Origin of the sequence: Mesorhizobium sp. C277A (genome assembly GCF_040324395.1) — a bacterium.
Classification (GTDB): Bacteria; Pseudomonadota; Alphaproteobacteria; order Rhizobiales; family Rhizobiaceae; genus Mesorhizobium.
Genome location: NZ_JAMYVW010000002.1, coordinates 2,962,930 through 2,985,854 on the forward strand (window position 1 = coordinate 2,962,930; position 22,925 = coordinate 2,985,854).

Annotated in this window: 21 protein-coding genes; 13 read left to right on the forward strand and 8 right to left on the reverse strand. The window is 64.0% G+C overall.

Annotated elements, in window-relative coordinates; genetic code table 11:
• Positions 1-28: 28 nt before the first annotated feature.
• The 11 genes from NKK52_RS14735 (at position 29) to NKK52_RS14785 (ending at position 10,224) form a co-directional block, all read left to right on the forward strand.
• Complete coding sequence (locus NKK52_RS14735; RefSeq protein ID WP_023673048.1) at positions 29-1,027, forward strand: ABC transporter permease; 999 nt, start codon at positions 29-31, stop codon at positions 1,025-1,027.
• A 39-nt stretch (positions 1,028-1,066) separates the two neighbouring features.
• Positions 1,067-1,837 carry an SDR family oxidoreductase gene (locus tag NKK52_RS14740; RefSeq protein ID WP_031197944.1) on the forward strand — a complete coding sequence of 257 codons (771 nt, stop codon included), beginning with the start codon at positions 1,067-1,069 and terminating at the stop codon, positions 1,835-1,837.
• A 150-nt stretch (positions 1,838-1,987) separates the two neighbouring features.
• A complete protein-coding gene (locus tag NKK52_RS14745; RefSeq protein ID WP_023673046.1) occupies positions 1,988-2,815 on the forward strand; it encodes an AraC family transcriptional regulator in 828 nt (275 codons plus the stop codon).
• 112 nt (positions 2,816-2,927) lie between these two features.
• Entirely contained in the window at positions 2,928-3,371 is a 444-nt protein-coding gene (locus NKK52_RS14750) for an SRPBCC family protein (RefSeq protein WP_023682239.1), read from the forward strand.
• A gap of 15 nt (positions 3,372-3,386) precedes the next feature.
• The gene (locus NKK52_RS14755) at positions 3,387-4,181 is read left to right on the forward strand and encodes an FAD binding domain-containing protein (protein ID WP_023682240.1); all 795 of its coding nucleotides are present in this window, start codon (positions 3,387-3,389) and stop codon (positions 4,179-4,181) included.
• A gap of 60 nt (positions 4,182-4,241) precedes the next feature.
• Positions 4,242-4,724 (forward strand): (2Fe-2S)-binding protein, encoded by a 483-nt coding sequence (locus tag NKK52_RS14760; RefSeq protein ID WP_023682241.1) that lies wholly within the window; start codon positions 4,242-4,244, stop codon positions 4,722-4,724.
• 11 nt (positions 4,725-4,735) lie between these two features.
• Positions 4,736-6,103: a xanthine dehydrogenase family protein molybdopterin-binding subunit gene (locus NKK52_RS14765; RefSeq protein ID WP_352499685.1), complete on the forward strand. Its 1,368-nt coding sequence runs from the start codon at positions 4,736-4,738 to the stop codon at positions 6,101-6,103.
• Position 6,104: 1 nt separating this feature from the next.
• A complete protein-coding gene (locus NKK52_RS14770; RefSeq protein ID WP_023682242.1) occupies positions 6,105-7,109 on the forward strand; it encodes a xanthine dehydrogenase family protein molybdopterin-binding subunit in 1,005 nt (334 codons plus the stop codon).
• Positions 7,110-7,116: 7 nt separating this feature from the next.
• Positions 7,117-7,998 (forward strand): AAA family ATPase, encoded by an 882-nt coding sequence (locus NKK52_RS14775; protein ID WP_023682243.1) that lies wholly within the window; start codon positions 7,117-7,119, stop codon positions 7,996-7,998.
• 202 nt (positions 7,999-8,200) lie between these two features.
• A complete protein-coding gene (locus NKK52_RS14780; protein WP_023682244.1) occupies positions 8,201-9,337 on the forward strand; it encodes a vWA domain-containing protein in 1,137 nt (378 codons plus the stop codon).
• Positions 9,337-10,224, forward strand: coding sequence for an amidohydrolase family protein (locus tag NKK52_RS14785; protein ID WP_023682245.1), 888 nt, complete (start codon positions 9,337-9,339; stop codon positions 10,222-10,224). The genes NKK52_RS14780 and NKK52_RS14785 overlap by 1 nt, the downstream gene beginning before the upstream one ends.
• A gap of 44 nt (positions 10,225-10,268) precedes the next feature.
• Here the strand turns inward: NKK52_RS14785 and NKK52_RS14790 are convergent, their stop codons facing one another.
• The 7 genes from NKK52_RS14790 to NKK52_RS14820 all read right to left on the reverse strand — a co-directional run bounded on the left by NKK52_RS14790 (position 10,269) and on the right by NKK52_RS14820 (position 19,447).
• Positions 10,269-10,676 carry a carboxymuconolactone decarboxylase family protein gene (locus NKK52_RS14790; RefSeq protein WP_023668181.1) on the reverse strand — a complete coding sequence of 136 codons (408 nt, stop codon included), beginning with the start codon at positions 10,674-10,676 and terminating at the stop codon, positions 10,269-10,271.
• 248 nt (positions 10,677-10,924) lie between these two features.
• Positions 10,925-12,421, reverse strand: coding sequence for a sugar ABC transporter ATP-binding protein (locus NKK52_RS14795; protein WP_023682246.1), 1,497 nt, complete (start codon positions 12,419-12,421; stop codon positions 10,925-10,927).
• On the reverse strand, positions 12,421-13,470 hold the full coding sequence (locus tag NKK52_RS14800) for an SMP-30/gluconolactonase/LRE family protein (RefSeq protein WP_023682247.1): 1,050 nt from the start codon (positions 13,468-13,470) through the stop codon (positions 12,421-12,423). The genes NKK52_RS14795 and NKK52_RS14800 overlap by 1 nt, the downstream gene beginning before the upstream one ends.
• Positions 13,467-15,590 carry an ABC transporter permease gene (locus NKK52_RS14805; protein ID WP_023682248.1) on the reverse strand — a complete coding sequence of 708 codons (2,124 nt, stop codon included), beginning with the start codon at positions 15,588-15,590 and terminating at the stop codon, positions 13,467-13,469. Before NKK52_RS14805 ends, NKK52_RS14800 begins: the two co-directional genes overlap by 4 nt.
• Before the next feature lie 78 nt (positions 15,591-15,668).
• Positions 15,669-16,694 (reverse strand): sugar ABC transporter substrate-binding protein, encoded by a 1,026-nt coding sequence (locus tag NKK52_RS14810; RefSeq protein ID WP_023682249.1) that lies wholly within the window; start codon positions 16,692-16,694, stop codon positions 15,669-15,671.
• Between the two features lie 60 nt (positions 16,695-16,754).
• Entirely contained in the window at positions 16,755-17,741 is a 987-nt protein-coding gene (locus NKK52_RS14815; RefSeq protein WP_023682250.1) for an ABC transporter permease, read from the reverse strand.
• A gap of 272 nt (positions 17,742-18,013) precedes the next feature.
• Positions 18,014-19,447, reverse strand: coding sequence for a DHA2 family efflux MFS transporter permease subunit (locus NKK52_RS14820; protein WP_023682251.1), 1,434 nt, complete (start codon positions 19,445-19,447; stop codon positions 18,014-18,016).
• A gap of 110 nt (positions 19,448-19,557) precedes the next feature.
• Between NKK52_RS14820 and NKK52_RS14825 the strand changes: the two genes are divergently transcribed.
• Both NKK52_RS14825 and NKK52_RS14830 read left to right on the forward strand, forming a co-directional pair.
• The gene (locus NKK52_RS14825) at positions 19,558-20,559 is read left to right on the forward strand and encodes an ornithine cyclodeaminase family protein (protein WP_023682252.1); all 1,002 of its coding nucleotides are present in this window, start codon (positions 19,558-19,560) and stop codon (positions 20,557-20,559) included.
• On the forward strand, positions 20,556-22,064 hold the full coding sequence (locus tag NKK52_RS14830) for an HAL/PAL/TAL family ammonia-lyase (RefSeq protein WP_023682253.1): 1,509 nt from the start codon (positions 20,556-20,558) through the stop codon (positions 22,062-22,064). Before NKK52_RS14825 ends, NKK52_RS14830 begins: the two co-directional genes overlap by 4 nt.
• Here the strand turns inward: NKK52_RS14830 and NKK52_RS14835 are convergent, their stop codons facing one another.
• Positions 22,065-22,868 carry a 3-methyl-2-oxobutanoate hydroxymethyltransferase gene (locus NKK52_RS14835; RefSeq protein WP_023682254.1) on the reverse strand — a complete coding sequence of 268 codons (804 nt, stop codon included), beginning with the start codon at positions 22,866-22,868 and terminating at the stop codon, positions 22,065-22,067.
• Positions 22,869-22,925: the final 57 nt, after the last annotated feature.

A 22,925-nucleotide genomic window follows, 5' to 3' on the forward strand; every position in this document is an offset into this window, starting at 1 on the left:
CACCACGCACAGCACATGAAGGTCGACGATGGCACTGACAATTGACCAGCCGATCGAACAAAAACAACAATCCTTGCCGGCAAGACTGTTTGCCAGCCAGACCTTCTGGGTGGTGATCGCGGTCATCCTGGCCTGCCTGTTCCTGTCTTTTGCCACCGACGCCTTCGCCACGTCGAAGAACCTTTACAACATCACCCGCAACATCACCTTCGTCGCCATCATCGCGCTCGGCATGACCTTCGTCATCATCACCGGCGGCATCGACCTGTCGGTCGGTTCGGTGCTCTGCCTGTCGTCGATGGTGCTGGCCGTCACCATGCATGCCGGCTACTCCATAGAAGTCGGCATCCTCGCCTCGATCGCCACCGCGCTCGCCATAGGCGCCTTCAACGGCATCATGATCGCCTATCTCGGCTTTCCACCCTTCGTGGTGACGCTCGGTATGCTGTCGATTGCCCGCAGCCTCGCCATGGTCGCCTCCAACAACACCGTCGTCTTCCAGTTCGGCCCCGATCACGACAAGCTTCTGGCGCTGGGCGGCGGTGCCTGGGTGTTCGGCATCGCCAATCCGGTGCTCTACATGATCCTTTTGGCGCTGATCACCGGCTTCACGCTGCGCTGGACCAAGTTTGGCCGCCACATCTTCGCCATTGGCGGCAATGAGCACGCGGCGACGCTGACCGGCGTTCCGGTAAAGCAGATCAAGGTCGCCGTCTATATGATCTCGGCGCTGGCGGCGGGCATTGCCGGCATCATCCAGACCGGATGGCTTGGCGCCGTCACCACCAATCTCGGAACCGGCATGGAACTGCAGGTCATCGCCGCCACCGTGATCGGCGGCGCCAATCTCGCCGGCGGCGTCGGCACCGCTTTCGGCGCCATTGTCGGTGCCGCGCTCATCGAAGTGATCCGCAACAGCCTTGGTCTGCTCGGCATCAATGCTTTCTGGCAAGGCGTGTTCATCGGCGGCGCCATCCTGCTCGCGGTGCTGTTCGACCGGATCCGCAACTTCAGGCGCAATGACTGAATGTTTTTGGACTGAATCTTTCGGCTGGAAACCGTTGCTTTGACATCGAAATCCCTGTTCGACCTCAACGGCCGGCTGGCGCTGATTACGGGCTCCGGCCAAGGCATCGGCCTGGCGCTGGCGCGCGGCCTTGCCGAGCATGGCGCAAGTGTCGTACTCAACGGCCGCGATGCCGGCAAGGTTGCCGGTGCCGTCGCCGGCTTGCGCGATGCCGGCTTCAAAGCGCACCCCTCGACCTTCGACGTGACGGATTCTCGCGCGGTCGATGCCGATGTCGCCCGCATCGAAGCCGAGATCGGCGCCATCGATATCCTAATCAACAATGCCGGCGTGCAGTTTCGCGCCCCGCTCGAGGACTTTCCCGAGGAGCAGTGGGAGCGGCTGTTCAAGACCAATGTCTCCGGCGCCTTCCATGCCGGCAAGGCGGTCGCCTGCAATATGATCGCGCGCGGCAAGGGCAAGATCATCAACATCGGCTCGGTGCAGAGCGAACTCGCCCGGCCCAACATCGCGCCCTATACGGCCACCAAGGGCGCAATCCGCAATTTGACACGTGGCATGTGCACCGACTGGGCGAAATACGGCTTGCAGGTCAATGCCATCGCCCCCGGCTATTTCCGCACCGAGATGAACCAGGCGCTGGTCGACAACCAGGAATTCTCCGCCTGGCTGGAAAAGCGCACGCCGGCTGGCCGCTGGGGGTATGTCGACGAACTGATCGGCGCCGCCGTGTTCCTCGCCTCCGACGCCTCATCCTTCGTCAACGGCCATACGCTTTATGTCGACGGCGGCATGACGGCTTCGGTTTGACGGGAAACCCTATCGCTCAGTCTGAAAATCCACCACTACGGCCGGCAGCACACAGCGGCTTTCGCCCCGCGCCTTGACGCGAGCCCGAACTCAGCCGCACAATCCCGTCGCAGGCGAAGGGAGGCCAGTCGTCTGCGGGAGGTATAACCCATGACGGACGCGATCAGGCTCTATTGGGGCCGGTTCGGACATGTTTCTGTCCTGAATGTCGCCAGCGACTTCGTCACCCATGCGCATGTCGAGGCCCACATCATCATCTGGCTGGAGGGCACGGCCGGCGAGATGACCGTCGGCCGCGAGACGGTGCCGCTGGGTCCCGGCACCGCCGCCGGCATCAATTCCTACCAGCCGCACAGCCACATTCTGTCGCAGAACGGCAGGCCCGGCCTGTTCCTCGCTTTCTACATCGATCCGGATTGGGCGCGCCGGCGCCGCGACCTGCCTTCGTCGGCGCCGTTGTTTGCACAGGCTGCGATCACGCTCGAACCCTGGCTGCACCAGGCCGCCGCCAACCTGCTCGACCATTTGAGCGATAATGAAAGCATCGACGACGTCGCCAATTACGAGATCGAGCGCTTCATCGATAGCCTGCTCGACGCCGCCGACGCCTCGGCGCCGCAGGAGGCGCGGATCCGGGTCAACACAATGCAGGATTTCCGCGTCCGCAAGGCAATCCAGCTGATGAAGGCCAATGTCTGCGAACGCATCTCGTTCGACGACGTCGCCCGCAGCGTCGGCCTGTCGCGGCCGCACTTCTTTGCTTTATTCAAGGAACAGACCAATCTGACGCCCAATGTCTACTGGAACACGCTGCGCATGGAGGAAGCCGTGCGGCAGCTGCAGTGGTCGCAGGAACCGCTGATCTCGGTCGCCTGCAATCTCGGCTTCACCACCCAGGGCAATTTCTCGCGCTTCTTCCGCGACCATGTCGGCGTGCCGCCGACGCTTTACCGCGAAGCGGCGCGTGCCATGGCCTGAACGGGCCGTTCGTTTTTCAGACTCCTTGATAGGGCCGCAAGACCCATTGATAAGCGCAGCACCGGCCGCCGCCCTACCCTGCTGCGTATCGAATTCGTAGGGGAATGATCATATGGCCGAAGTCACCGTCTCCAGTGTCATCGACGCGCCGGTCGAAAAGGTCTGGGCGCGCATCCGCGACTTCAACGGCCTGCCGGGCTGGCATCCGCGCATGGTCAAGAGCCATATCGAAGACGGCAAGAGCGCCGAAACCATCGGCTGCGTGCGTAATTTCGAGCTCGCCAGCGGCGCGCGTATCCGCGAAAAACTGCTCGACTTCTCCGATGCGAATTTCCGCGTCAGCTACTCCATCCTGGAGACGCCGCAGCCGCTGACCAATCACAAGGCGACGCTGCAATTGCGCCGCGTGACCGATGGCGATCGCACCTATGCCGAATGGACCGCGAGCTTCGACGCGGCGCCCGAAGAGGCCGACAAGATCGCCGCCGGCATGGCCGCCAATGTCTTCCAGGGTGGCTTCAATGCGTTGAAGAGCCATTTTTCTGGCCAGAGCTGAACCAGGGAGACTGCCATGGCGCTTGCCCTCCAGACCTTTTCGGCCGTCAGGGATGCCAACGCGGCGCTGAAGGCGCCCGGCACCCGCTATCTCGGCGGCGGCACGCTGGTCGTGCGCGCCGCCAATGAAGGCGATGTCTCCGTCACCGGCCTCGTCCGCTCGACTGATCCGGCCCTCTCCGGGATCACCGTTGCCGGCGGCAAGGTCCGCATCGGAGCTTCGGTGAAAATGGCGGCCATCGCCCGCCATCCCGAGCTTGCGGCGCTGTCCAGGGCTGCGCGCGCCGTCGGCGGCCCGGCGATCCGCAATATGGCGACTGTCGGCGGCAATCTGTTCGCACCGGCGCCCTACGGTGATTTCGCTGTCGCCCTGCTGGCGTTGGATGCGACGGTCGCCACCGATGATGGGGAATTGCCTATCGAGGATTTTCTGGCCTGGCGGGACGGCAGCCGCGCCATCGTCACATCAGTCGCCTTCGCGTTGCCGAAGGCCGAGAATTTCCGCTTCCTGAAAGTGTCGCGGGTCAAGCCGAAGGGCGTCTCGGTGCTCAGCATCGCCGCTGTTCTCGAACAGGCCGGCGACGGCACTGTCTCCTCGGCGCGGATCGCGCTCGGCTGCATGGCAGACCGGCCGATGCGCGCCCGCGCTGCGGAAAAGGCACTGATCGGCAGCAGGCTTGACCAGGACGGCGTCGCAGCGGCGCTGGCTGCAGCCGGTGAAGGCACTTCGCCAATCACCGATCCGATCGCCAGCGCCTGGTATCGCGCCGAGGTTCTCCCGGTCCATCTCGGCCGGCTGCTGCTTACTTAACCACCGCTTGGGGGGCGCGCGTCTGTCCGATCAATCGGGCAGGCGCGCTGGGAGGAAAACATGGCAAAGGTTCCGGTTCAGTTCACGCTCAACGGCTCGGAGAAGGCCGAATTTGTCGACAGCGGCACGACGCTGCTGCACGCGCTGCGCGACAAGATCGGCGACACCTCGCCCAAGGGCGGCTGCCACCAGGGCACCTGCGGCGCCTGCTCGGTGATCATCGACGGCGAACTCCGGCTCTCTTGCCTGACCGTGGCCGAGACCTGCAGCGGCGCCGACATCCGCACCACATCGGGCCTCGCTGAGGCCGGCGTCCTGCATCCGCTGCAGCGTGCCTTCCTCGACGCCTTCGCCACGCAATGCGGCTTCTGCACGCCGGGCATGATCATGGCCGCCAAGGTGCTGCTCGACCACACGCCCAATCCGAGCCGCGAGGATGTGATCGAGGCGCTGTCCGGCAACATCTGCCGCTGCACCGGCTACGAGCCGATCATCCAGGCGGTGCTGACCGCGGCCCGAGCCAATTCGCAGAACGCGGCCTAAGGACCAAAAGAATGGAACTGCGCAAAAACTATTTCGCCGATCAGCGCAAGGACGGCCTGCACGAGATCGGCCATGGGCGGCCGCGGCTGGATTCGCCGGGCCATGTGACGGGCAAGACCGCCTATTTCGCCGACCGCAACTTCCCGAATATGCTTCACCTGAAAATGGTGCGCAGTCCGCACCACCATGCCCGCATCCGTTCGATCGACACTTCCGAAGCGGAGAAGCATCCCGGCGTGGTGAAAATCCTCACCGCCAAGGATGTGCCGCACAATGTCTACACCATCCTGATCCTGATCCAGGTCGGACCGGAAGACGAGACGGTGCTGGCCGACGGCAAGGTACGCTGGAAGGGCGAGGCGGTGGTGGCGGTGCTGGCCGAGACCGAGCGCGCGGCTCAGGAAGCGGCAGCCAAGGTCAAGGTCGACTACGAGGTGCTGCCGGCCGTCTTCGACATGGAAGAAGCGCTGAAGCCTGGCGCGCCTTTGGTCAACGAATATCACGGCCAGAACTATTATCTCTATGACAGCGGCGAATGCCGCAAGGTGCGCTTCGGCGATGTCGAGGCGAGCTTCGCCGGCGCCGACCACATCCTCGAACAGAGTTATCAATCCTCGCCCATCGAGCATGCGCCGACCGAGACCACCGGTTGCGTCGTGGTGCCCGAAGGCAATGACCGCTTCACCTGCTACACCAACACCCAGGCGATGTTCTTCACCCTCGACAACGCCTCGATCATCCTGCAGATGCCCGGCTCAAAACTGCATTTCGTCGGCGGCACTGTCGGCGGCGGCTTCGGCGGCAAGGTCGACGTCATCGTCGAGCCGATCGCCATTCTTGGCGCTAAACAAACCGGACGCCCAGTCTGTTTCGTCTATAGCCGCGAGGAGGAGATGCAGATCTCCTCGCCGCGCGCCGCCGAAAAGATAATCATCAAGGATGGCGTGATGAACGATGGCCGCATCGTGGCTCGCAAGGTGACCGGCTATACCGATGCCGGCGCCTATTCGCGCCACTCGCCTTATGGCGCGCAGAAGGGAGCGGCGCACTATCCCGGGCCCTACACCATTCCCAATGTCTGGATCGACACTTATTGCGTCTACACCAACCGCACCCCCTCCTCCGCCATGCGCGGCTTCGGCGTCACCATCGGCGACTTCGCGCTTGAGGTGCAGATGGACAAGCTGGCGCGGCTGATCGGCATGGACCCGCTCGAATTCCGCTTCATCAACGCCTATCGCGATGGCGACATGAAGGCGCATCGCCAGCCGACCGAAGGAGCGGCGCTGATCGAGTGCATGCAGGAGGCGTCGCGCGCCGCCAACTGGCCGGTGGCGGAGAAGTATATGGCGATGTCCTCCTACACGAAGGGAGCTTGAGATGGCGATAAGGCGCGGACGCGGCGTCGCCGCGATCAACTACCCGACGGGCATGAACCTTGGCGGCGACCCGACGCAGGCGCTGGTGCATTCGACGCCGACCGGCAATTTTATCGTCACACTTTCGTCGGTCGATCTCGGCCAGGGCCTGAAGCAGATCATGGCGCAGATCTGCGCCGAGACCATCGGCGTGCCGACCGACCGGGTCACCATCGACACCGCCGACACCGACACCGGCCCGCACTGCATGGGTACCTTCGCCTCGCGCGGCACCCACCGCGCCGGCAATGCCGTCATCCAGGCGGCCAAGGAAGCGCGCCAGGTGATGTTGGAAGTGGCGGCGGAAGAGCTGGAGGTCAACGCTTCCGACCTTGAGACTGACGGCCAGGGCAATATTCTGGTCAAGGGCGCGCCGCAAAAGTCGATCTCGATCTTCGATGTCGCCTTGTCGGCGCATTTCAAGCGCGGGCGCTCGATATCCGGGCGCGGCATGTTCCTGATCCCGCGCTCCTATCCGGAGAAAGAGACCGGCGCGATGAAGCCGTCGACCTGCTACGCCCATGCCTGCACGGTGGCCGAAGTCGAGGTCGATGACGAGACGGGCGAGGTTACGGTGCTGACCGTGAAGAACGTCTTTGAGATCGGCCGCGCGCTGAACCCGAAAATGGTCGAGCAGCAACTGGTCGGCGGTTCCTGGATGGGCATCAGCCACGCGCTCTACGAAACGACCGAGCCCTATTATCCCAACCGCGACCATGGCGGCACCGACTTCAACCAGTATCTGATGCCGGGACCGGGCGATCTCGCCCAAACCGAGATCATCGTGCTGGAGCGGCCGTCGGCGGATGGTCCTTACGGTGCCAAAGGACCGGGCGAAATGTGCGCGAACCCGCAGATCCCCGCGGTTGCCAATGCCGTCTTCGACGCCGTCGGCGTGCGCATCGACACGCTGCCGATCACACCGGAGCGCATATTGCGCGCGCTGAAGGCGCAAGCGGCGAACTGAGGACGACATGCAGGAGCCGAATGCCGAGACTGTCGCGACCTCGCCGGAGGCGGTGGCACGCCACCTCGCTGGATCGCGCTACCTCGCCGACGACAGCCTGGCCACCGCCATCTTCCTGGCCATACGGCTCGGCAAGCCGCTGCTGCTGGAAGGCGCGCCCGGCGTTGGCAAGACCGAAGCTGCGAAGGCGATCGCGCAACTGCTTGGCCGCGATCTGGTGCGGCTGCAATGCTATGAAGGCATCGACGCAGCACACGCGCTCTACGAATGGAACTACCAGCGCCAGCTGCTCGCCATCCGCCATGCCGGCGAGCATGAGATCGACATCTATGACGACCGCTTTCTGATCGCGCGGCCATTGCTGCAGGTGCTGCGGGCGCCGGAGCAGCGCGTGCTGCTGGTCGACGAGATCGACCGCTCCGACCACGAATTCGAAGCGCTACTTCTGGAATTCCTCTCCGACTTCCAGATCAGCATTCCCGAACGCGGCACCATCCGCGCCGAAGCGCAGCCGATCGTCATCCTGACCTCGAACCGCACCCGCGAACTGGCGGAGGCGCTGCGTCGGCGCTGCGTCTATCACTGGATCGGCTATCCCGACGCCGAGCGAGAAGCCGCCATCATCATGCTGCGCGCCGGCGATGTCGCCGAGACCACCGCGCGCGCCGTGGCGAATGCCGTGCAGGAGATCCGCGTCCGCCCGCTGGCCAAGCCGCCCGGCATCTCCGAGGCCGTCGAATGGGCCAACGCCGCCACCATACTGGAGAAAGGCGGCAGCCCATGGCCGCAAGCCTTCCGCCGCGCCATCGGCGTGCTGATCAAGGACGAGGAGGATTTGTCCGCGATCGCGCCGGAGCTTGGCCAGATTGTCGAGGAGGCGCTGGGGTGAGCCGGGACTTCGGCAATGCGCAACGCCGGCGGGACAGCGCCCCCCTCTGTCCTGCCGGACATCTCCCCCTCAAGGGGGGAGATCAGCTGTCATTGTGGCTTTCGCCAATCTCCAGAGTTGCAGACCTGAGCAAGTCGCCGAAGCCGCCAATCTCCCCCCTTGAGGGGGAGATGGCCGGCAGGACAGAGGGGGGCGCGAAGGAATGATGCGTCAGGGAACCCTTCCTCTCGCCTCCGCGCCCTTCCTCCACTTCGCCCGGCTGCTGCGCCGCCACGCCTTTGCCGTCGCCCCCGAGCAGGTCTCCAGCTTCATGCAGGCCATAGCCCTGCTCGGCCCGCGCTCCATGGCCGACATCCGTGAGGCGGCGCTCGCAACGCTTGCCCCCCCGCCCGATCGCCGCGGCGAATTCGAGGCGCATTTTCGCAATCACTTCCATGGCGATGGCCAACCCTCGATCGAAGGCGAGGAAGACGAGGAAACCCGCATCAAGGACGATCACGGCACGCGCCAGGAGGAGAAACAGACCACGCGCCAGGAGAAAGGCGGCGAGCTGTCGGCGGCAATCGAACAGCTCAGCAGCCGCGACTTCCTCCGCGACAACGATGGCCTTGGGCCCTTCCGCCGCAAGCTCGCTTCAGCCCTCCCCGCGCGCCGCTCATTCCGCACCGTGCGCACCCATTCGCGCGGCAAGCTCGATCTGCGCCGCTCGCTCAGGGAAATCGTCAGCGCCGATGGCGATATCCCCTCGCCGCAGCTCCGCCGCCGCCAAACCGTTTCGCGCAAGCTGCTGATCCTGATCGATGTTTCCGGCTCGATGAAGCTGCATACATCGGATTATCTCAAACTGGCGCACGCCGCCGTACAAGGTGCTGACCGTGCCGAAATCTTCACCTTCGGCACGCGGCTCACCCGCATCACATCCGCACTGCGTATCCGCGATCGCGACCAGGCTCTCGCCCGAGCGGCGGCACTCGTCGACGACTGGGACGGCGGCACGCGCATGGGACCGACCCTGCTCGCCTTCCTCTCGGTGCCGCGTTTCTCAGCTTTCGCCCGCGGTGCCGCTGTGATCATCCTGTCGGACGCGCTGGAGCGCGGCGACCATGCCGATCTCGAGACCGCAATGCGCCGGCTGAGCGCCCGCGCCTTTCGCCTGTCGCTGGCCACACCGCTGGCCGGTGACCCGCGTTTCCTTCCCGCCACGGCAGCACTCCGCGCCATCCTGCCTGATCTCGACGATCTCATCGACGGCTCGTCGCTCGGGAGCCTCACCGATTTCATCCTGTCGCTCGCCCGCCCCGCCCCGGCGGCGTCGGCAATCTGGAAAAGGGTATCGTGATGCAGAAAGCCATCGACGCGCATTTCCACATCTGGCGCCAGCAGGACCAGCCATGGCTGGTCGGGCCGATGGTGCCGCGCATTTTCGGCCCCTACGAACCGATCCGCCGCGACTATCCGATCGAGGAATTTCTCGCCGATCAGCAAGGCGCAGGTGTCGAGAAGGCCGTCTATGTCCAGACCAACTGGGCCAAGGAGGATTTCGAAAAAGAAGTCGCCTTCCTGCAGAAGACTGCCGACGAGACCGGCTGGCCGCACGCTATCGTCGGCTATACCGATATGACCGTCGACGATGTCCGGCCCCAGATCGATCGATTGAAAAAGTACCCGCTGCTGCGCGGCGTGCGCATGCAGATGCATTGGCACGAGACGCCGGCCTTCCGCTTCGCTGCCTCGGCCGATCAGGTCATCGACCCCAAGGTGCGGGCCAATGTCGCGCGGCTTAAAGACTATGGCCTGTCCTTCGACCTGCAGCTTTTCCCTGCCCAGATGAAGGACGGGCTGACGCTGGTCGGCGAGAACCCGCAGATCAACTTCATCCTCACCCATGCCGGCATGCTGACCGGCTTGGAGCCGGAAACCACCGAGGCCTGGAAAGCCGGCCTGAGTACGCTATCAACAGCGCCGAACTTCTACGCCAAGCTGTCGGGCCTCGGCACCTTCGCCCACCGCAACGATCCGGCGTTGATTGCCTACATCGTCGACAATGCCATCGACATTCTGGGCGCTGACCACCTGATGTTCGGCTCCAACTTCCCGATCGAAAAACTCTGGACGACCCATGCCGAACTGATCAAGGCGCACCGCGCCGCGGTAGGCAAGCATGGCGCAGCCGCCGAGGCGGATATCTTCTGGAACACGGCCGAGAAGGTTTACAGACCGGCATAGCGCACTGCTTCCCCTCTCCCACAGGGAGAAGGGAAATCCGCCCCTCACCTCACTTCAAACTCGGGATCGACCGGAATCTGCATCGCCGTCACCAGATGGTTGGTCTGCCCGGCCAGCCCGATGATCGACACCATCTCGCCATGCTGCGCATCGGTCATGCCTTTGGCGCGGGCAGCTGCCGTATGCGAGTGGACGCAGTAGGAGCAGCCATTGGCGGTCGACACCGCGATATAGATCATTTCCTTGGTCAGCGGGTCGATGGCGCTCTCCGTGGCCATCACCACCTTCACCTGTTCCCATGTCCGTTTCAGCAAGGCCGGATCGTTGGCGAGCCCACGCCAGAAATTGTTGACGAAATCCGATTTGCGCGTCGCGCGGATGTCATCGAACACAGCCTTCGCAACCGGGATTTTTTCGACCTCAGCATCGCTGAGGAGTTTTGTGGCGGCCATGGCGTTTCCTTTCGTTGAATCGGTGGATCAGGTGGTTGAATCAGGTCTCGAGCAAGGGCGGCTAACCGGCTATTCCGATTCAGTTTTTGATGCTGACAGAACCATGGCGATTGGCCGAAGCATCTCAGCTTCGTCATTCACGGGCGAAGCAGGCGCGAAGCGCCGTCGCGGAGACCCGAGGATGACGAAGGCGCTGAGGCCTTCGCCAATTGGCGACCTATGCGCACCCTCAAACACCGACCAGAAACCTAATGAACCGCCGCATACATGATCTTCTCCTCCGTCGCCTCGGCGGGCGAAAACTCCTCGACCATACGGCCCTGCCGGCACACCAGAATCCGGTCCGACAGGTTCATGATTTCCGGCAGGTAGGACGAGATAACGACGACGGCCAATCCCTCGTCGGCCAGCCGGTTGATGATCTGGTGGATCTCGGCGATGGCGCCGACATCGACGCCGCGCGTCGGCTCGTCGAAGATCACGATACGCGGCTGCTGCACCAGCCCCTTGCCGATCACCACCTTTTGCTGGTTGCCGCCGGAAAGCTCGACCACGCGGGCATTGTCGTTGATCGCCTTGATGTTCAGCGTCTTCGTCCATTCAGCGGAAAGCGTGCGCATCTCCTGCTGGTTAATCACCCAGGCCTTTTCGCGGCCCGCCGCCAGCAGCCCGCCGAACAGGTTCTCGGCGATGCCCATCGTCTCGAAAATGCCCTCGCTCTTGCGGTCCTCGGTAACATAGACGATGCCGTCGGCGACCGCCTCACTGGGCACGAGATAGCGCACCGGCCTGTCGTCGAGTTCAATCGCGCCACCGCGCAAAAAATCGCGCTTGTAGATGCCGGAGACGATCTTGAAGGTCTCGGTGCGGCCGGAGCCGATCAGCCCGAACACGCCGGTGATCTGTCCCTCGAAGATCGAGAAGGAGGTGTTGCGCACGACATTGCTCATCGAAATGTCCTGCACCGACAGCACCTTCTTGCCGGCCTTGCGCAGCCTGGCCTCGTCGCGCTGGCGATAGATCTGTCCCGACAGTGTACGCCCGACCATGGCGGCGACGATCTTGTCGCGATCGAAGGCCGATGTGTCGTCGGTTATGACCAGCTCGCCATCGCGCAGGATTGTGATGCGGTCGGCGATCATCAGCGCCTCTTCCAATGCATGGCTGATGAAGACGATCGAGACGCCGTTCGCCTTCAGCCGCCGGATCAGCTCGAAGAAGTGCCGCTTCTCCTCCGGCGTCAGCGTCGCCGTCGGCTCGTCGAAGATGATGATCTCGGCATTGTGGTGAACGGCGCGCGCGATCTCGACCATCTGACGCTTGGCCGCGCCCAGCGTCGCCACCATGGCGTTGGGGTCGACCGGAAAGTTCAGCGACTGCAAAAACTGCTGCGCCGAAATGTAGGTGCCGCGCAGCCGGTTGAGGAATTTTTCGGTGCCGAGATAGAGGTTTTGCGCCACCGTCATCGACGGCACCAGGCTGGTCTCCTGGAACACCATGGCGATGCCGGCCTCGAGCGCCGCATGCGGCGACGCATAAGCGATCTCGCGGCCTTTGTGGAACATCTTGCCTGAGGTGGCGTCGACGACGCCGGCGATGATCTTGGTCAGCGTGGATTTGCCGGCGCCGTTCTCGCCGAGCAGCGCGTGGATTTCGCCCTTGCGCAGTTCGAAGCTGACTTGTCTGACCGCGGGCACGCCGCGATAGTTCTTGGTGACATTTTCCAGGCGCACGATCGGTTCCATCAGAGACCTCCTGCGTCGATGGCCAGCACGCAATCGCCGCCCCTGGAGGCGATGAACAGGCGGCCGTCCGTTTCCGCCACGCTGCAGATGCCATGGCGCGTGCCGTCGGCGCGGCTGTGCAGGCTGAATTGCGGCTGCATGTTCTGATCGAGCCTGACCACCAGCCCATAGGAGCGGCTCGGCGACCAGGGCTTGTGGATGCCCATGGTGCGGATGCCGCCGCATTGCAGCGGTTCGAGGAAGCTGCGATTGGAGGCCAAAGCCGGCGCGATCCAGTAGGCCGGCGCCACCTGGTCTAGCATGTCGCGCCGATAGTGGGTTTCCTGGAGAACGAATTCGATCAGCCGGTTGCGTGGCGCGAACAGAGCCAGCCACGCGCCGCCATCGCCGGCCGGCGCGAGGCGCGCGGGATAGCCGGGCAGATGCGTCAGCACGGTCGAGCGGCTACCGGTCGCACCATCGAAGCGAACGAGCTGATGGCGCCAGCTTTCGCTGACCAGCACATCCCGCCCAATGGGATGCAGCCCATAGGGAAAGGCGATATCGCCGGCCACTTTGCGGAACTCGGCGGCGGCCGCGTCCCGCCTCCAAAGCGAACCGGACGCGCCCTTCTTCATCAGGTCGGCGGCCCATTGCGACGGCGTGTGCTCAGCCGAGCCATCGGCCAGCCACAACGTGCCGTCGTCTGCATAGGCAAGCGCGGTGATGCAGCTGACGCCGGCCGGCAGCGAAACCTCCTTGCCGGCAACCAGCAGCTTGCCGCTTTCCAACCCCACCGTCAGTTCGCCCGACAGTGATAGAGCCAGCGCCGTGATGGGGGAAGGAAAGGTCCCGACAACCTTCGGCTCCACCCCTGCGGCAAGCGAATATACCGCATTGCCGCTGGAAACGAGCAGCCGGCCATCGGCAACCAGAAGATTGTCGGGCTCCGTCAAATCGGCGAACACTGGCGCCTCGTCCAGCCGCGTGTTGGGACGGAAGGCACCGTCGAGCGGTGGGATGGTCACCGCCTTGCCACGAAACAGGTCGAGCACAGGATCGAGGATCATGGCTTCGCTCCCCAATAAGAAGCGGAACTGGTCCAGTTCGGGTCGGCGCCCGCAATCTTGTAGCGGCCGATGCGGTTGTTAAGGATGCCGCCGACGAACAGGAAACCCTTGTGCTCGCGCATCGAGGTGACCATCGGATGCGCGCCGCCGGTAAGGTCGCCCATCGCCTCGACAATGCCGCCCTTGTCGTTGAATTTCACCACGCCGCCGGTGTTGATGTTGGGGAACAGCCACTCGTCCTGCGGCAGCCGGCGCGTCATGCGCTTGCGCATATCGGGATGGCGCAGCGACAGGTCGAAGCTCGGCGTGCGCATGCCGAGCCATGCCATCCAGTAATTGCCGTCCGACGCCCGGTTGATGTTGTCGGGATAGCCCGGCATGTCGCGGATGACGCATTCGGCGGTGCCTGCTTTCGGCCCTTCCAGCCAGTATCGATGCACACGGCAGGCCCAGCTCTCAGCGAAGAACAGCGACTTCCCGTCATGCGCCATGCACACGCCATTGGTGTAGCGGTAGCCGTCGAGCAGTGTCTTCGTCGAACCGTCCTTCGGGTCATAAACCAGCAGCCGGCCGGTGGCGCGGTTCTCGATCGAGTCCAGCGCCCAATCGTGGGCGTCATAGCGCTTGTTGGAGTCAGTGAAATAGATCCGCCCGTCCGGCGCGATGTCGCAATCGTTGGGGTCGCGCAGCCGCGCATCGTCGACGATCGAGGTCCAGGAACGCGACGTCTCCGCCGACAGGCGTTTCACATCCCGATCCGGCGAGACGGAATAGAGCCCCATGGCGCCGACGCAGCTGATCAGATTGCCCGATTTGTCGAAGGCCAGGCCCAGCGGAAAGCCGCCGATATGGGCAAACACCTCCGATTTCATATAGTCCGGCGCGAAGAAGCGGACGATCTCGCCATGGCGCGTGCCGCAATAGAGGTGATCGTCGCGGTCGAGGATGACGTCTTCCGGCCCTTCCAACTCGCCGAGCCCGATATGGTCGGCCGCCGACAGCCGGTTGTCGAGCGCGTAGGGCGTGCCTGAGCCCGGCACCGCAGACTGTGTCTCGCCCATCTTGAGATAGACCGGCGCGACATAGACTTCGTTGAGCACCTTATGGCGGTTCTTCAGCCAGCGGATGTCGATCGTCACCGCCACCGCCAGCATGATGCCCAGCACCATCTGGTTGGTGCCGGTGCCATAGCCCAGCCGGATCAGCCCGTTGGTCATGGTCAGCACGATGATGGCGCCCATCAGCCCCTTGATGACCGAGCCGCGGCCACCACCCAAGCTGACGCCGCCGACCACCGCCGCCGTCAGCGCCATGATCTCAAGGTTGAGGCCGGTGCCCGGCCCTGCCCCACTCAGGCGGCAAGCGATCAGGAAGCCGCCGATCGAGGCGCAGAAGCCGGAAAAGACATAGGTCATGAACACGGTGCGGCGCACGCGAATGCCGGCATTGTGCGCCGAGCGCCTGGAGCCTCCGACCGCCAGCACATGCCAGCCCGGCCGTGAGCGCGTCAGCGCGATATGGGTGACGATGGCAAGAATGATCGCCAGCCACACCGAGACCGAAAGCCCCCAGAAGGTGCTGTCGCCGATGAAGTCGAGCACATCCGATGTCGCCTGGGAAAGCTGCACGTCGGCGGCATAGGTGGTGACGAGAATATCGAACAGCGCCCGGCCGAAGATGAACGTCACCAGGGTGGTGAGGAAGGCGCGCAGCCTGAGGTAGCCGACGAGGTAGCCGTTGACGGCGCCGAAGATCAGGCCGGTGGCGAGCGATGCCGCCAGCGCCAGCCAGATAGACTGTTCGAGAATGAAGAAGACATAGACGGCGGAGAAACAGGACAGCGCGAAGATCGAGCCGACGGACAGGTCGATGCCGCCGCCCAGCATCACCACCGTCATGCCGGTGACTACCATCGAGAACTCGCCGAGCTGGCGGGTCGATTCCTGCAGCGAGGTCAGCTTGAAGAAGCCGGGAATGATCGAGCCGAACACGCTGAGCGTCGCCACCAGCGCCAGGAACGGAATGGCGTTGTCGGTCCAGCGTTTTGTCAGGATCTCGCCGACCAGATGGTCGGGCACGAGATTGTAGCGCCAGGACTGGAGGCGTTCGCGAAAGGACATCGGCGGCTGCTATTCCATGAGGGAACGAGGTGACCGGATTGTCCAGTCACCTCGTTTATTTCAGTCGAAAAGCGCGGCTTACTTCGCCGCCGCTTCGGCCTGCAGCGCCTTCAGGTCCCAGCAGCTGTCGGGCTTGAGGTCGGCCTTGGTCGTAGCCTTCTCCAGCGTGTAGATGTAGGTGTGCGACGTGCCGGCCGGCTGGCCGCTCTGCAGCAGGAACTTGATGATAGCGTTCATGTCGCCGGACTGGCAGGCAAGGTCTGTCATGACAACGGCGCCATAGGTGCCGTCCTGCAGCTTGTCGCAATCGGCCGCCTTCTCGCCGCCGCCGGTGGTGACCAAAAAGACCTTGCCGTCGAGCTTGGCGTCGCGGATGGCGGCGGATGCGCCGGTGGCGTCACCATCCCAGAAGTCGATGATCGAGCAGATGTCGGGGTTCTGCTGCAGCATTGTCGTCGTCACGTTGCGCGACGTCGTCGGATCCCAGTTGGAGTCGGGCTTGGCCACGACTTTGAAGTCGGGGTGCTTCTCCAGCACCTTCATGATGCCGGCATACTGGTAGAGACTGGACGAGTTGGCCTGATCACCCTGCACAAGGCCGATCTTCTTCGACGAGTTCTCGCCGCAGCCCTTGATCGCCGCTTCGGCTTCGAGCTGGCCAAGCCGGTCCCAGTCGCTGCCGACAAAGGCGTCGGCCGGGAAGTTGGCGGGGTTGTCGACCAGTATGACGTAGGTTCCGGCGGCCTGTGCCTTCTTCATCAGCTTGGAATAGGAGTTGAGGTCCGGCGCATGGATGATCAACACGTCCGGCCTTGTGTCGGACGAGATCGCGTCGGTGATCGCCTGTGCACCGGCATCGACGACCCAGTTCGGATCGCGTGTTTCGAAGGTGCCGCCCCAGGCCTCGACTTCCGTCTTCAGATAGTGCGACCAGCCCTGCGCAAGGTCGAAGCCCATCGCCAGCGGCACCAGCATGACGCGCTTGCCCTTGAGCGCCTGCGCGTATGCGGCCGGGCCCGGATCGTCGGCGGCGAAGGTCGGCGCGACGAAGGCGGTAGCGGCAAGCGCCGTGGCGGCCGCCATCAGTGTTCTGATCAGTTTCATGTCACATCCTCTGTTTTTCACTTATTGCCGGCCGGTCGGCATGACCCGGTCGGGTACCCCTTAGATGTCGCCCTGCTGCGCGGTCTGTTCGTCACGCGGATTGATGATGCCGTCGACGATGATGGCTCCGAGCAGGATCGCCGCCTTGATCAGGTTTTGATAGAGCAGCGGAATGTCGATGATGGTCATCGCGTTCGACAGGATGCCGATAAGTGCAGCGCCCACCAGCACATTGCGCACCCCGCCCCGCCCGCCGGAAAGGCCGATGCCGCCGATCACCGCCACCAGCACGATGTCATAGAGCAGCGTCGAGTTGACGACGCGGGTGTTGATCGAGTGCAGGCTCGACGCCGTCAGCAGGCCGGCGATCAGCGCGACGAAGGCCGAAACCACATAACGCAGCACCAGCATTGGCCGCACCGGAATGCCGATGTTGCGCGCGGCGACCGGATTGTCGCCGGCGAAATAGATGTAGCGGCCCCATTTGGTGTAGCGCAGGAACAGGAAGAACAGGAAGGCGAGCCCGGCGAAGACGAACACTTCGATCGGAATGTCGAGGAAACGCAGGCCGCCGAGCAACTCCACCCAATGGCCCTGAGGCACCGGCACCGCATCCTGTGTGATCAGTTGCGAGCGGACATAGCCGAAGACGAAGGAGCCGGTCGCCAGCGTCACGAAGATCGCCGGCACGTCGGCATAGGCGACGAGAAAACCGTTGAGCAGGCCGATGGCGAGCACGCCTGCCAGCACATAGGCGAAGGCGAGCCCATCAGGCGTTCCGGCGTTGAGCAATTGCAGATACCAGGCGACCGACATCGCCATGATCGCCACCGCCGACAGGTCGATGCCCCTGCCGATTATGACGACCGCCATGCCGAGCGCCAAAATGCCTAGCACCGACACCGAGCGGATGATGGCAACGAGATTGTTGGCAGCGATGAAACCAGGCAGCCCAATGGCAGCGGCGACGAACAGCACCACGGCGATGGCAAAGACAATGCCTTCCTGATTCAGGCTCCTGACATTTGGCCAGCCAATCGTGTTCATGTCTGCATTCGCCCCGATGGCAGCTCTGCCACCCCTTCCGAAGAAAGCTAATCGGCTCGGCGCCGCTTCGTCAAATGAATCCGCGCTCGGAACGCCCGTTGGCAGTGATAATCTTCCAGTGGACGCACCGATTGCTAGAACTGGCGCAATCCTAGGAAAAGGCTGCGCTTTTGGCATTCCGTTGCGCCATTGCGCGTATGCGCAAAGGTGCCGTTCTGAGGCGAAAGCACAAGGCGGAATTAATTGCCGCCTGAGCGGCGAAAATCGCGAATTCAGGTCCTGGTCATGTGGCCTGAAACTTCGGCGCCTGCACCGGGCGGCAGCACGAGGAACCGCAACGCCGCCACCAGCCCGATGGCGCCGATGACCAGGAAGGCGATGCGAAAATCGACGAGGTCGAGCGCCGGCCGGCCCCTGACGATCTGCGACAGGTTGAGGCTGGCAGCCGCCACCGCTACGCCGAACAGCATCGATATCTGCTGCAGCATGGAGGACAAAGTCGCCGCCGAGTTGCGCTGCGCGGCATCGATGTCGGCGAAGGCCAGAGTATTCAGCGCCGTGAACTGCATCGAGCGCGTCAGGCCGGCGATCAGCATCAGCATCACTACCAGCGCCTGCGGCGTTTCGGGCGAGATCGCCGCGCAGGCCATGATCGAGGCCGAGGCGATCAGGCCGTTGACGACCATGACCGTGCGAAAACCAAAGCGTCGCAGCGTCGGCGTCGTCACCGTCTTCATGCCGAGATTGCCGAGGAAGTAGGCCAGGATCATCAAGCCGGCATCGACCGGCGAAAGGCCAAAGCCGACCTGAAACAGCAGCGGCAAAAGGAACGGCGTGGCGTTGATCGCCACGCGAAAAATGGTGCCGGCGGCAAGCGTCGAGATGGCGAAGGTCTGCACCCTGAACGCGCTGAGATCGAGCAGCGGATGCGGCGCGCGCCGGAGATGCCGCACCGCCAGCCAGCCGATGACGATGCCGGCGGCAACCAGCAGCACGGCGGGCAAGGCGCCGTCTTCCGGATGTGCGATGCGCTCAAGGCCGTAGAGCAGCAGCGCGAGCCCCAGCGACGTGAGGAAAACCCCCGGCCAATCCAGCGGCTTGGGATCGGCCGCGCGGTCGCCCGGAATGAAGCGCGCGACCAGCGCCAGCCCGACGAGCCCAAGCGGGATGTTGATGAAGAAATTCCAGTGCCAGGAGAGATAGGTTGTGATGAAGCCGCCAAGCACCGGCCCGACCACGGGCGCAAACAACGCCGGCCAGGTGATCAGCGCCGTGGCGTTGAGCAGCTCCGATTTCGACGCATTGCGCAGCACCAGAATGCGCCCGACCGGCGTCATCAGCGCGCTGCCAAGGCCTTGCACGACACGGGCCGCGACGAACTGGGTAAGGCTCTGCGAGAAGCCGCAGGCCAGCGAGGCCAGCGTGAACAGTACGATCGCCAGCAGGAAGATGTTGCGCGCGCCGAAGCGGTCGGCAAGCCAGCCCGACAGCGGCACGAACACTGCCATGGTCAGCATATAGGCGGTGATGCCGATGCTCATCGCCACCGCCGGCACGCCGAAGGATTGTCCCATCTGCGGCAGCGAGGTCGAGATGATCGTCGAATCCAGCAGCTGCATGAAAAACGCGATGGCGACGATCAGCGCCACGCGCCGCGCATTGCTGGCGGTTACGGCGGAGGCCTCGGTGTCGGGAACGGCAGTCATGGCGAACCGCGTTGAACAGCATATGGCTGGCCCAGTCCAGAGCTTATCCAACAAACTTCCGTGTCGCGCCGCGGCCTGTTATGGATGGGCGGGGTGGCCAAGGACATTGCATGAAGCCTATCTATATCGACTACCTCAATGCTCTCGATATCGAAGCCCTTGAGATGAGCGATGGCGAAATCATCGCCGCCGTCGAAGCCGGGCTTGTCGCGCAAGGCAACGGCCAGACGGTGATAGAGCCCCGCGTCCATCTCGAGCCCGATCCCTCCTTCCACGGCCACTTCAATGTGCTGCGCGGCTACGTCGCGCCGCTCGATACGGCCGGCGTGAAGATCGTCGGCGATTATGTCGACAATTATCTGCACGGCCTGCCCTCGGAATTCGGCATCCTCAATCTGTTCGATCCGCGCACCGGCACGCCGCGCGCCATTCTCGATGCCACCGTCATCACCGACATGCGCACCGGCGCTGTCACCGCCATTGGCGCCAAGCATCTGGCGCGCAAGAATTCCAAGGTGCTGGCCCATATCGGCGCGCGCGGCACCGCTTACTGGAACGTGCGCCTGCTCGACCATCTCTTCGACTTCGACGAGATCCGCGTTCATTCGCGCCGCCCGAAAAGCCGCGACGGCTTCGCCGCCAAACTCTCCGCCGATCTCGGCAAGACCGTCACGGCGGTCGCCGACTGGGAGAGCTGCGTCAAGGGCGCCGACATCGTCGTCGAGGCCTCGCGGCTGCCGGAGCCGCAGCCGCTGCTCAAGACCGAATGGATCAAGCCCGGTGCGCTGGTCGTGCCCTATGGTACGATGAGCGCGGTGGAGCTGTCATTGACCGACATCATGCAGAAAATGGTCGTCGACGACTGGGGCCAGTGCAAAGGCGGCAAGTTCGGCTCGCTGCGCGCCCATGTCGAGACCGGGCGGCTGAGCGAAGCGACGCTGCACGCCGAGCTCGGCCAGATCGCTGCCGGTCTCAAGCCGGGACGCCAGAGCGACGACGAGACGATCCTGTTCTGGCATCGCGGCCTGTCGCTGTCCGACATTGCGCTGGGCAAGGCGATGCTGGCCAAGGCTGCTGATAAAGGCATCGGCCAGAGGCTGCGCTTCGCATGAGCGCGCTCGTCCTCACCGGCGCCGGCGTCAGCGTCGAGGATGTCGCGGCGGTCGCCCGCGCCGGCCGCAAGGTGGAGGTTGAGCCTGCTGTCATCGAGAGACTCGACAAAGCGCGAAAAGTGCTCGATCAGGTCGCCGCGTCCGGTCAGCAAATCTATGGGCTCAACACCGGGCTCGGCGCCAATCTCGGCACATCGGTCGAGGGCGATGCCAGCGCCTTCCAGCGCCAGTTGCTGGAAGGGCGAAGCGGCGCTGTCGGCGAACCGTTGCCCCAAGAGGCGGTGCGGGCGACCATGCTTGCGCGCGCAGCGATGCTGGCAGTCGGCGGCTCCGGCATTTCGCCGGCGGCTTTCACCGCCCTTGTCGATGCGTTCAATGCAGGCGTGCATCCGGTAATGCCGCAGTTGGGCTCGATCGGCGCCGGCGATCTCGTGCTGATGGCGGCGCTCGCCCGTCTGCTGACCGGCGACGGCGAAGCTGACTATCAGGGTCGGCGCATGCCGGCGGCCAAGGCGTTGATGATGGCGCGGTTGGCTCCGATCAGCCTGGCGCCGAAAGACGGCCTGTCGCTGATCAACGCCTCGGCGGTATCAGCCGGCACTGGCGCGTTGGTACTGGCCGACGCGCTGTCGGCCTTTGCGCAACAGCAGCAGGCCGGCGCGCTGACCATGGAAGGGTTTGGCGCCAACCGCACCATCCTCGATCCGCGCCTGCATCTGGCGCGGCCGGCAGCCTGCCAGCAACTCGCGGCCAAGGGCCTGCGCGACCTGCTTGCTCGTGACGAGGAGCCGACGCCGACCACCTTGCAGGACCCGCTGTCGATCCGCTGCATGCCGTCGATCCATGGCGCGCTGATCCAGGCGATCGACCAGGCGCGGCTGGCGCTGGAGATCGAACTCAATGCCGCCGCCGACAATCCGCTGGTGCTGGGCGATGACGGGCTGGTCCTGTCGACCGGCAATTTCCACACCGCATCGCTGGCGCTTGCCTTCGAGACGCTCGGCCTGGCGATCGCGCAATGTGCCGCGGCAAGCGTTGCCCGCTTCATCCAGCTCGCCGGCTCCGGCCGCAACGGTCTGCCCAGATATTTGTCGCCGGTCGGCGGCGCCTCGGCCGGTTTCGTGCCGCTGCAAAAGACCGCAACGGCAATCCTGGCCGGCATCCGCCACAAGGCCAATCCGGTGATGCTGGATTTCCTGGCCGTGTCCGAAGGCGTAGAGGACCACGCCACGCAGACGCCGCTTGCCGTGTCGAAATGCGCCGGGATGATCGCGCTGTGGCGACGGCTGATCGCCTTCGAACTGATGGCCGCCGCACAGGCCGTGGACCTGCGCGACGGTCTCAAGCTGGCGCCCGGCACAGCAGCGGTCCATACCGCGGTGCGCGCGCATGTAGCGATGCTCAGGGAGGACCGGCCGCTGGGAACGGATGCCGAGGTGCTCCATGCCATGCTCGCCGACGGAACATGGCAAGGTGCAGCGATGATCGGCAAGGAGGCCGAGTAGTTAGCCCTTTGCGTCCACCCGTTTCATGAACAGGCTGAGCTCGGCCGGATCCATGCGCACGACATGCCTGTCTTCCGGATAGGCGCCGCTATCGACGTCGGCAACGTACTCGGAAAACGCCGCGACGCGTTCCGCCTGCAGGCGATCGTACTCGGCGGCGAAGTTGCGGTAGACCTTGGAATGACGCGGCATGTGGCCCCGGTTCTGGCCAAGAATATCGTCGGCAAACAGATATTGCGCGTCGCAGCCGGTGCCCGCACCCATCGACAGCATGATCAGCGAGGTCCGTTCCGAGATCGCCTTCGCCACCTCGATCGGCACCACTTCGATCTCGGCGCCGAGAGCTCCAACGGCCTCATACTGCTTGACCGCCTCAAAAATCTGCATGGCGGTGTCGGCGGTCTTGCCGACGGCCTTGAAGCCGCCGGTCCAGGTGGCGCGGGACGGAATGAGGCCGACATGGCCGATGACGGGGATCGCGTCGTCGGCGAGCCGCTTCACGGTGGCGAAACCGGCGCTGCAATAAACGGCGTCGGCGCCGGCCTTGTAGAGCCGGAACGCCCAGCGCAGGAAATCGTCCGCCGTGCCGATCTCATAAAAATTCTCGCCCGGCATGGTGAACAGGCTGGGCGCCGCATCGCGATACTCAGGGTTGAGCACCAGCTCGGGCGGCACCGAGACGATATCGACCCCTGCCCGCTCGGCAGCCTCGGCCTCGTCCATGGTCAGGACGCGCAGCATGGTCAGCTGGCGCTTGCCCTTCATGGCGCGCAGATCGGCGACGGTCGGTCTCTTTCGGCTCATCGGGATGTCCCTGTTGGCTGGTTGCTTTTCCCGGTCACCTTACCGGCCCCGTAACAG

Excerpts from the sequence above, each read along its gene's own strand:
- NKK52_RS14780 (WP_023682244.1), top strand. The coding sequence starts at position 8,201 with ATGATGCGTCAGGGAACCCTTCCTCTCGCCTCCGCGCCCTTCCTCCAC.
- NKK52_RS14835 (WP_023682254.1), bottom strand. The coding sequence starts at position 22,868 with ATGAGCCGAAAGAGACCGACCGTCGCCGATCTGCGCGCCATGAAGGGC.
- NKK52_RS14790 (WP_023668181.1), bottom strand. The coding sequence starts at position 10,676 with ATGGCCGCCACAAAACTCCTCAGCGATGCTGAGGTCGAAAAAATCCCG.
- NKK52_RS14810 (WP_023682249.1), bottom strand. The coding sequence starts at position 16,694 with ATGAAACTGATCAGAACACTGATGGCGGCCGCCACGGCGCTTGCCGCT.
- NKK52_RS14800 (WP_023682247.1), bottom strand. The coding sequence starts at position 13,470 with ATGATCCTCGATCCTGTGCTCGACCTGTTTCGTGGCAAGGCGGTGACC.
- NKK52_RS14805 (WP_023682248.1), bottom strand. The coding sequence starts at position 15,590 with ATGTCCTTTCGCGAACGCCTCCAGTCCTGGCGCTACAATCTCGTGCCC.
- NKK52_RS14825 (WP_023682252.1), top strand. The coding sequence starts at position 19,558 with ATGAAGCCTATCTATATCGACTACCTCAATGCTCTCGATATCGAAGCC.
- NKK52_RS14785 (WP_023682245.1), top strand. The coding sequence starts at position 9,337 with ATGCAGAAAGCCATCGACGCGCATTTCCACATCTGGCGCCAGCAGGAC.
- NKK52_RS14745 (WP_023673046.1), top strand. The coding sequence starts at position 1,988 with ATGACGGACGCGATCAGGCTCTATTGGGGCCGGTTCGGACATGTTTCT.
- NKK52_RS14795 (WP_023682246.1), bottom strand. The coding sequence starts at position 12,421 with ATGGAACCGATCGTGCGCCTGGAAAATGTCACCAAGAACTATCGCGGC.
- NKK52_RS14820 (WP_023682251.1), bottom strand. The coding sequence starts at position 19,447 with ATGACTGCCGTTCCCGACACCGAGGCCTCCGCCGTAACCGCCAGCAAT.
- NKK52_RS14760 (WP_023682241.1), top strand. The coding sequence starts at position 4,242 with ATGGCAAAGGTTCCGGTTCAGTTCACGCTCAACGGCTCGGAGAAGGCC.
- NKK52_RS14755 (WP_023682240.1), top strand. The coding sequence starts at position 3,387 with ATGGCGCTTGCCCTCCAGACCTTTTCGGCCGTCAGGGATGCCAACGCG.
- NKK52_RS14770 (WP_023682242.1), top strand. The coding sequence starts at position 6,105 with ATGGCGATAAGGCGCGGACGCGGCGTCGCCGCGATCAACTACCCGACG.
- NKK52_RS14735 (WP_023673048.1), top strand. The coding sequence starts at position 29 with ATGGCACTGACAATTGACCAGCCGATCGAACAAAAACAACAATCCTTG.
- NKK52_RS14765 (WP_352499685.1), top strand. The coding sequence starts at position 4,736 with ATGGAACTGCGCAAAAACTATTTCGCCGATCAGCGCAAGGACGGCCTG.
- NKK52_RS14830 (WP_023682253.1), top strand. The coding sequence starts at position 20,556 with ATGAGCGCGCTCGTCCTCACCGGCGCCGGCGTCAGCGTCGAGGATGTC.
- NKK52_RS14815 (WP_023682250.1), bottom strand. The coding sequence starts at position 17,741 with ATGAACACGATTGGCTGGCCAAATGTCAGGAGCCTGAATCAGGAAGGC.
- NKK52_RS14775 (WP_023682243.1), top strand. The coding sequence starts at position 7,117 with ATGCAGGAGCCGAATGCCGAGACTGTCGCGACCTCGCCGGAGGCGGTG.
- NKK52_RS14750 (WP_023682239.1), top strand. The coding sequence starts at position 2,928 with ATGGCCGAAGTCACCGTCTCCAGTGTCATCGACGCGCCGGTCGAAAAG.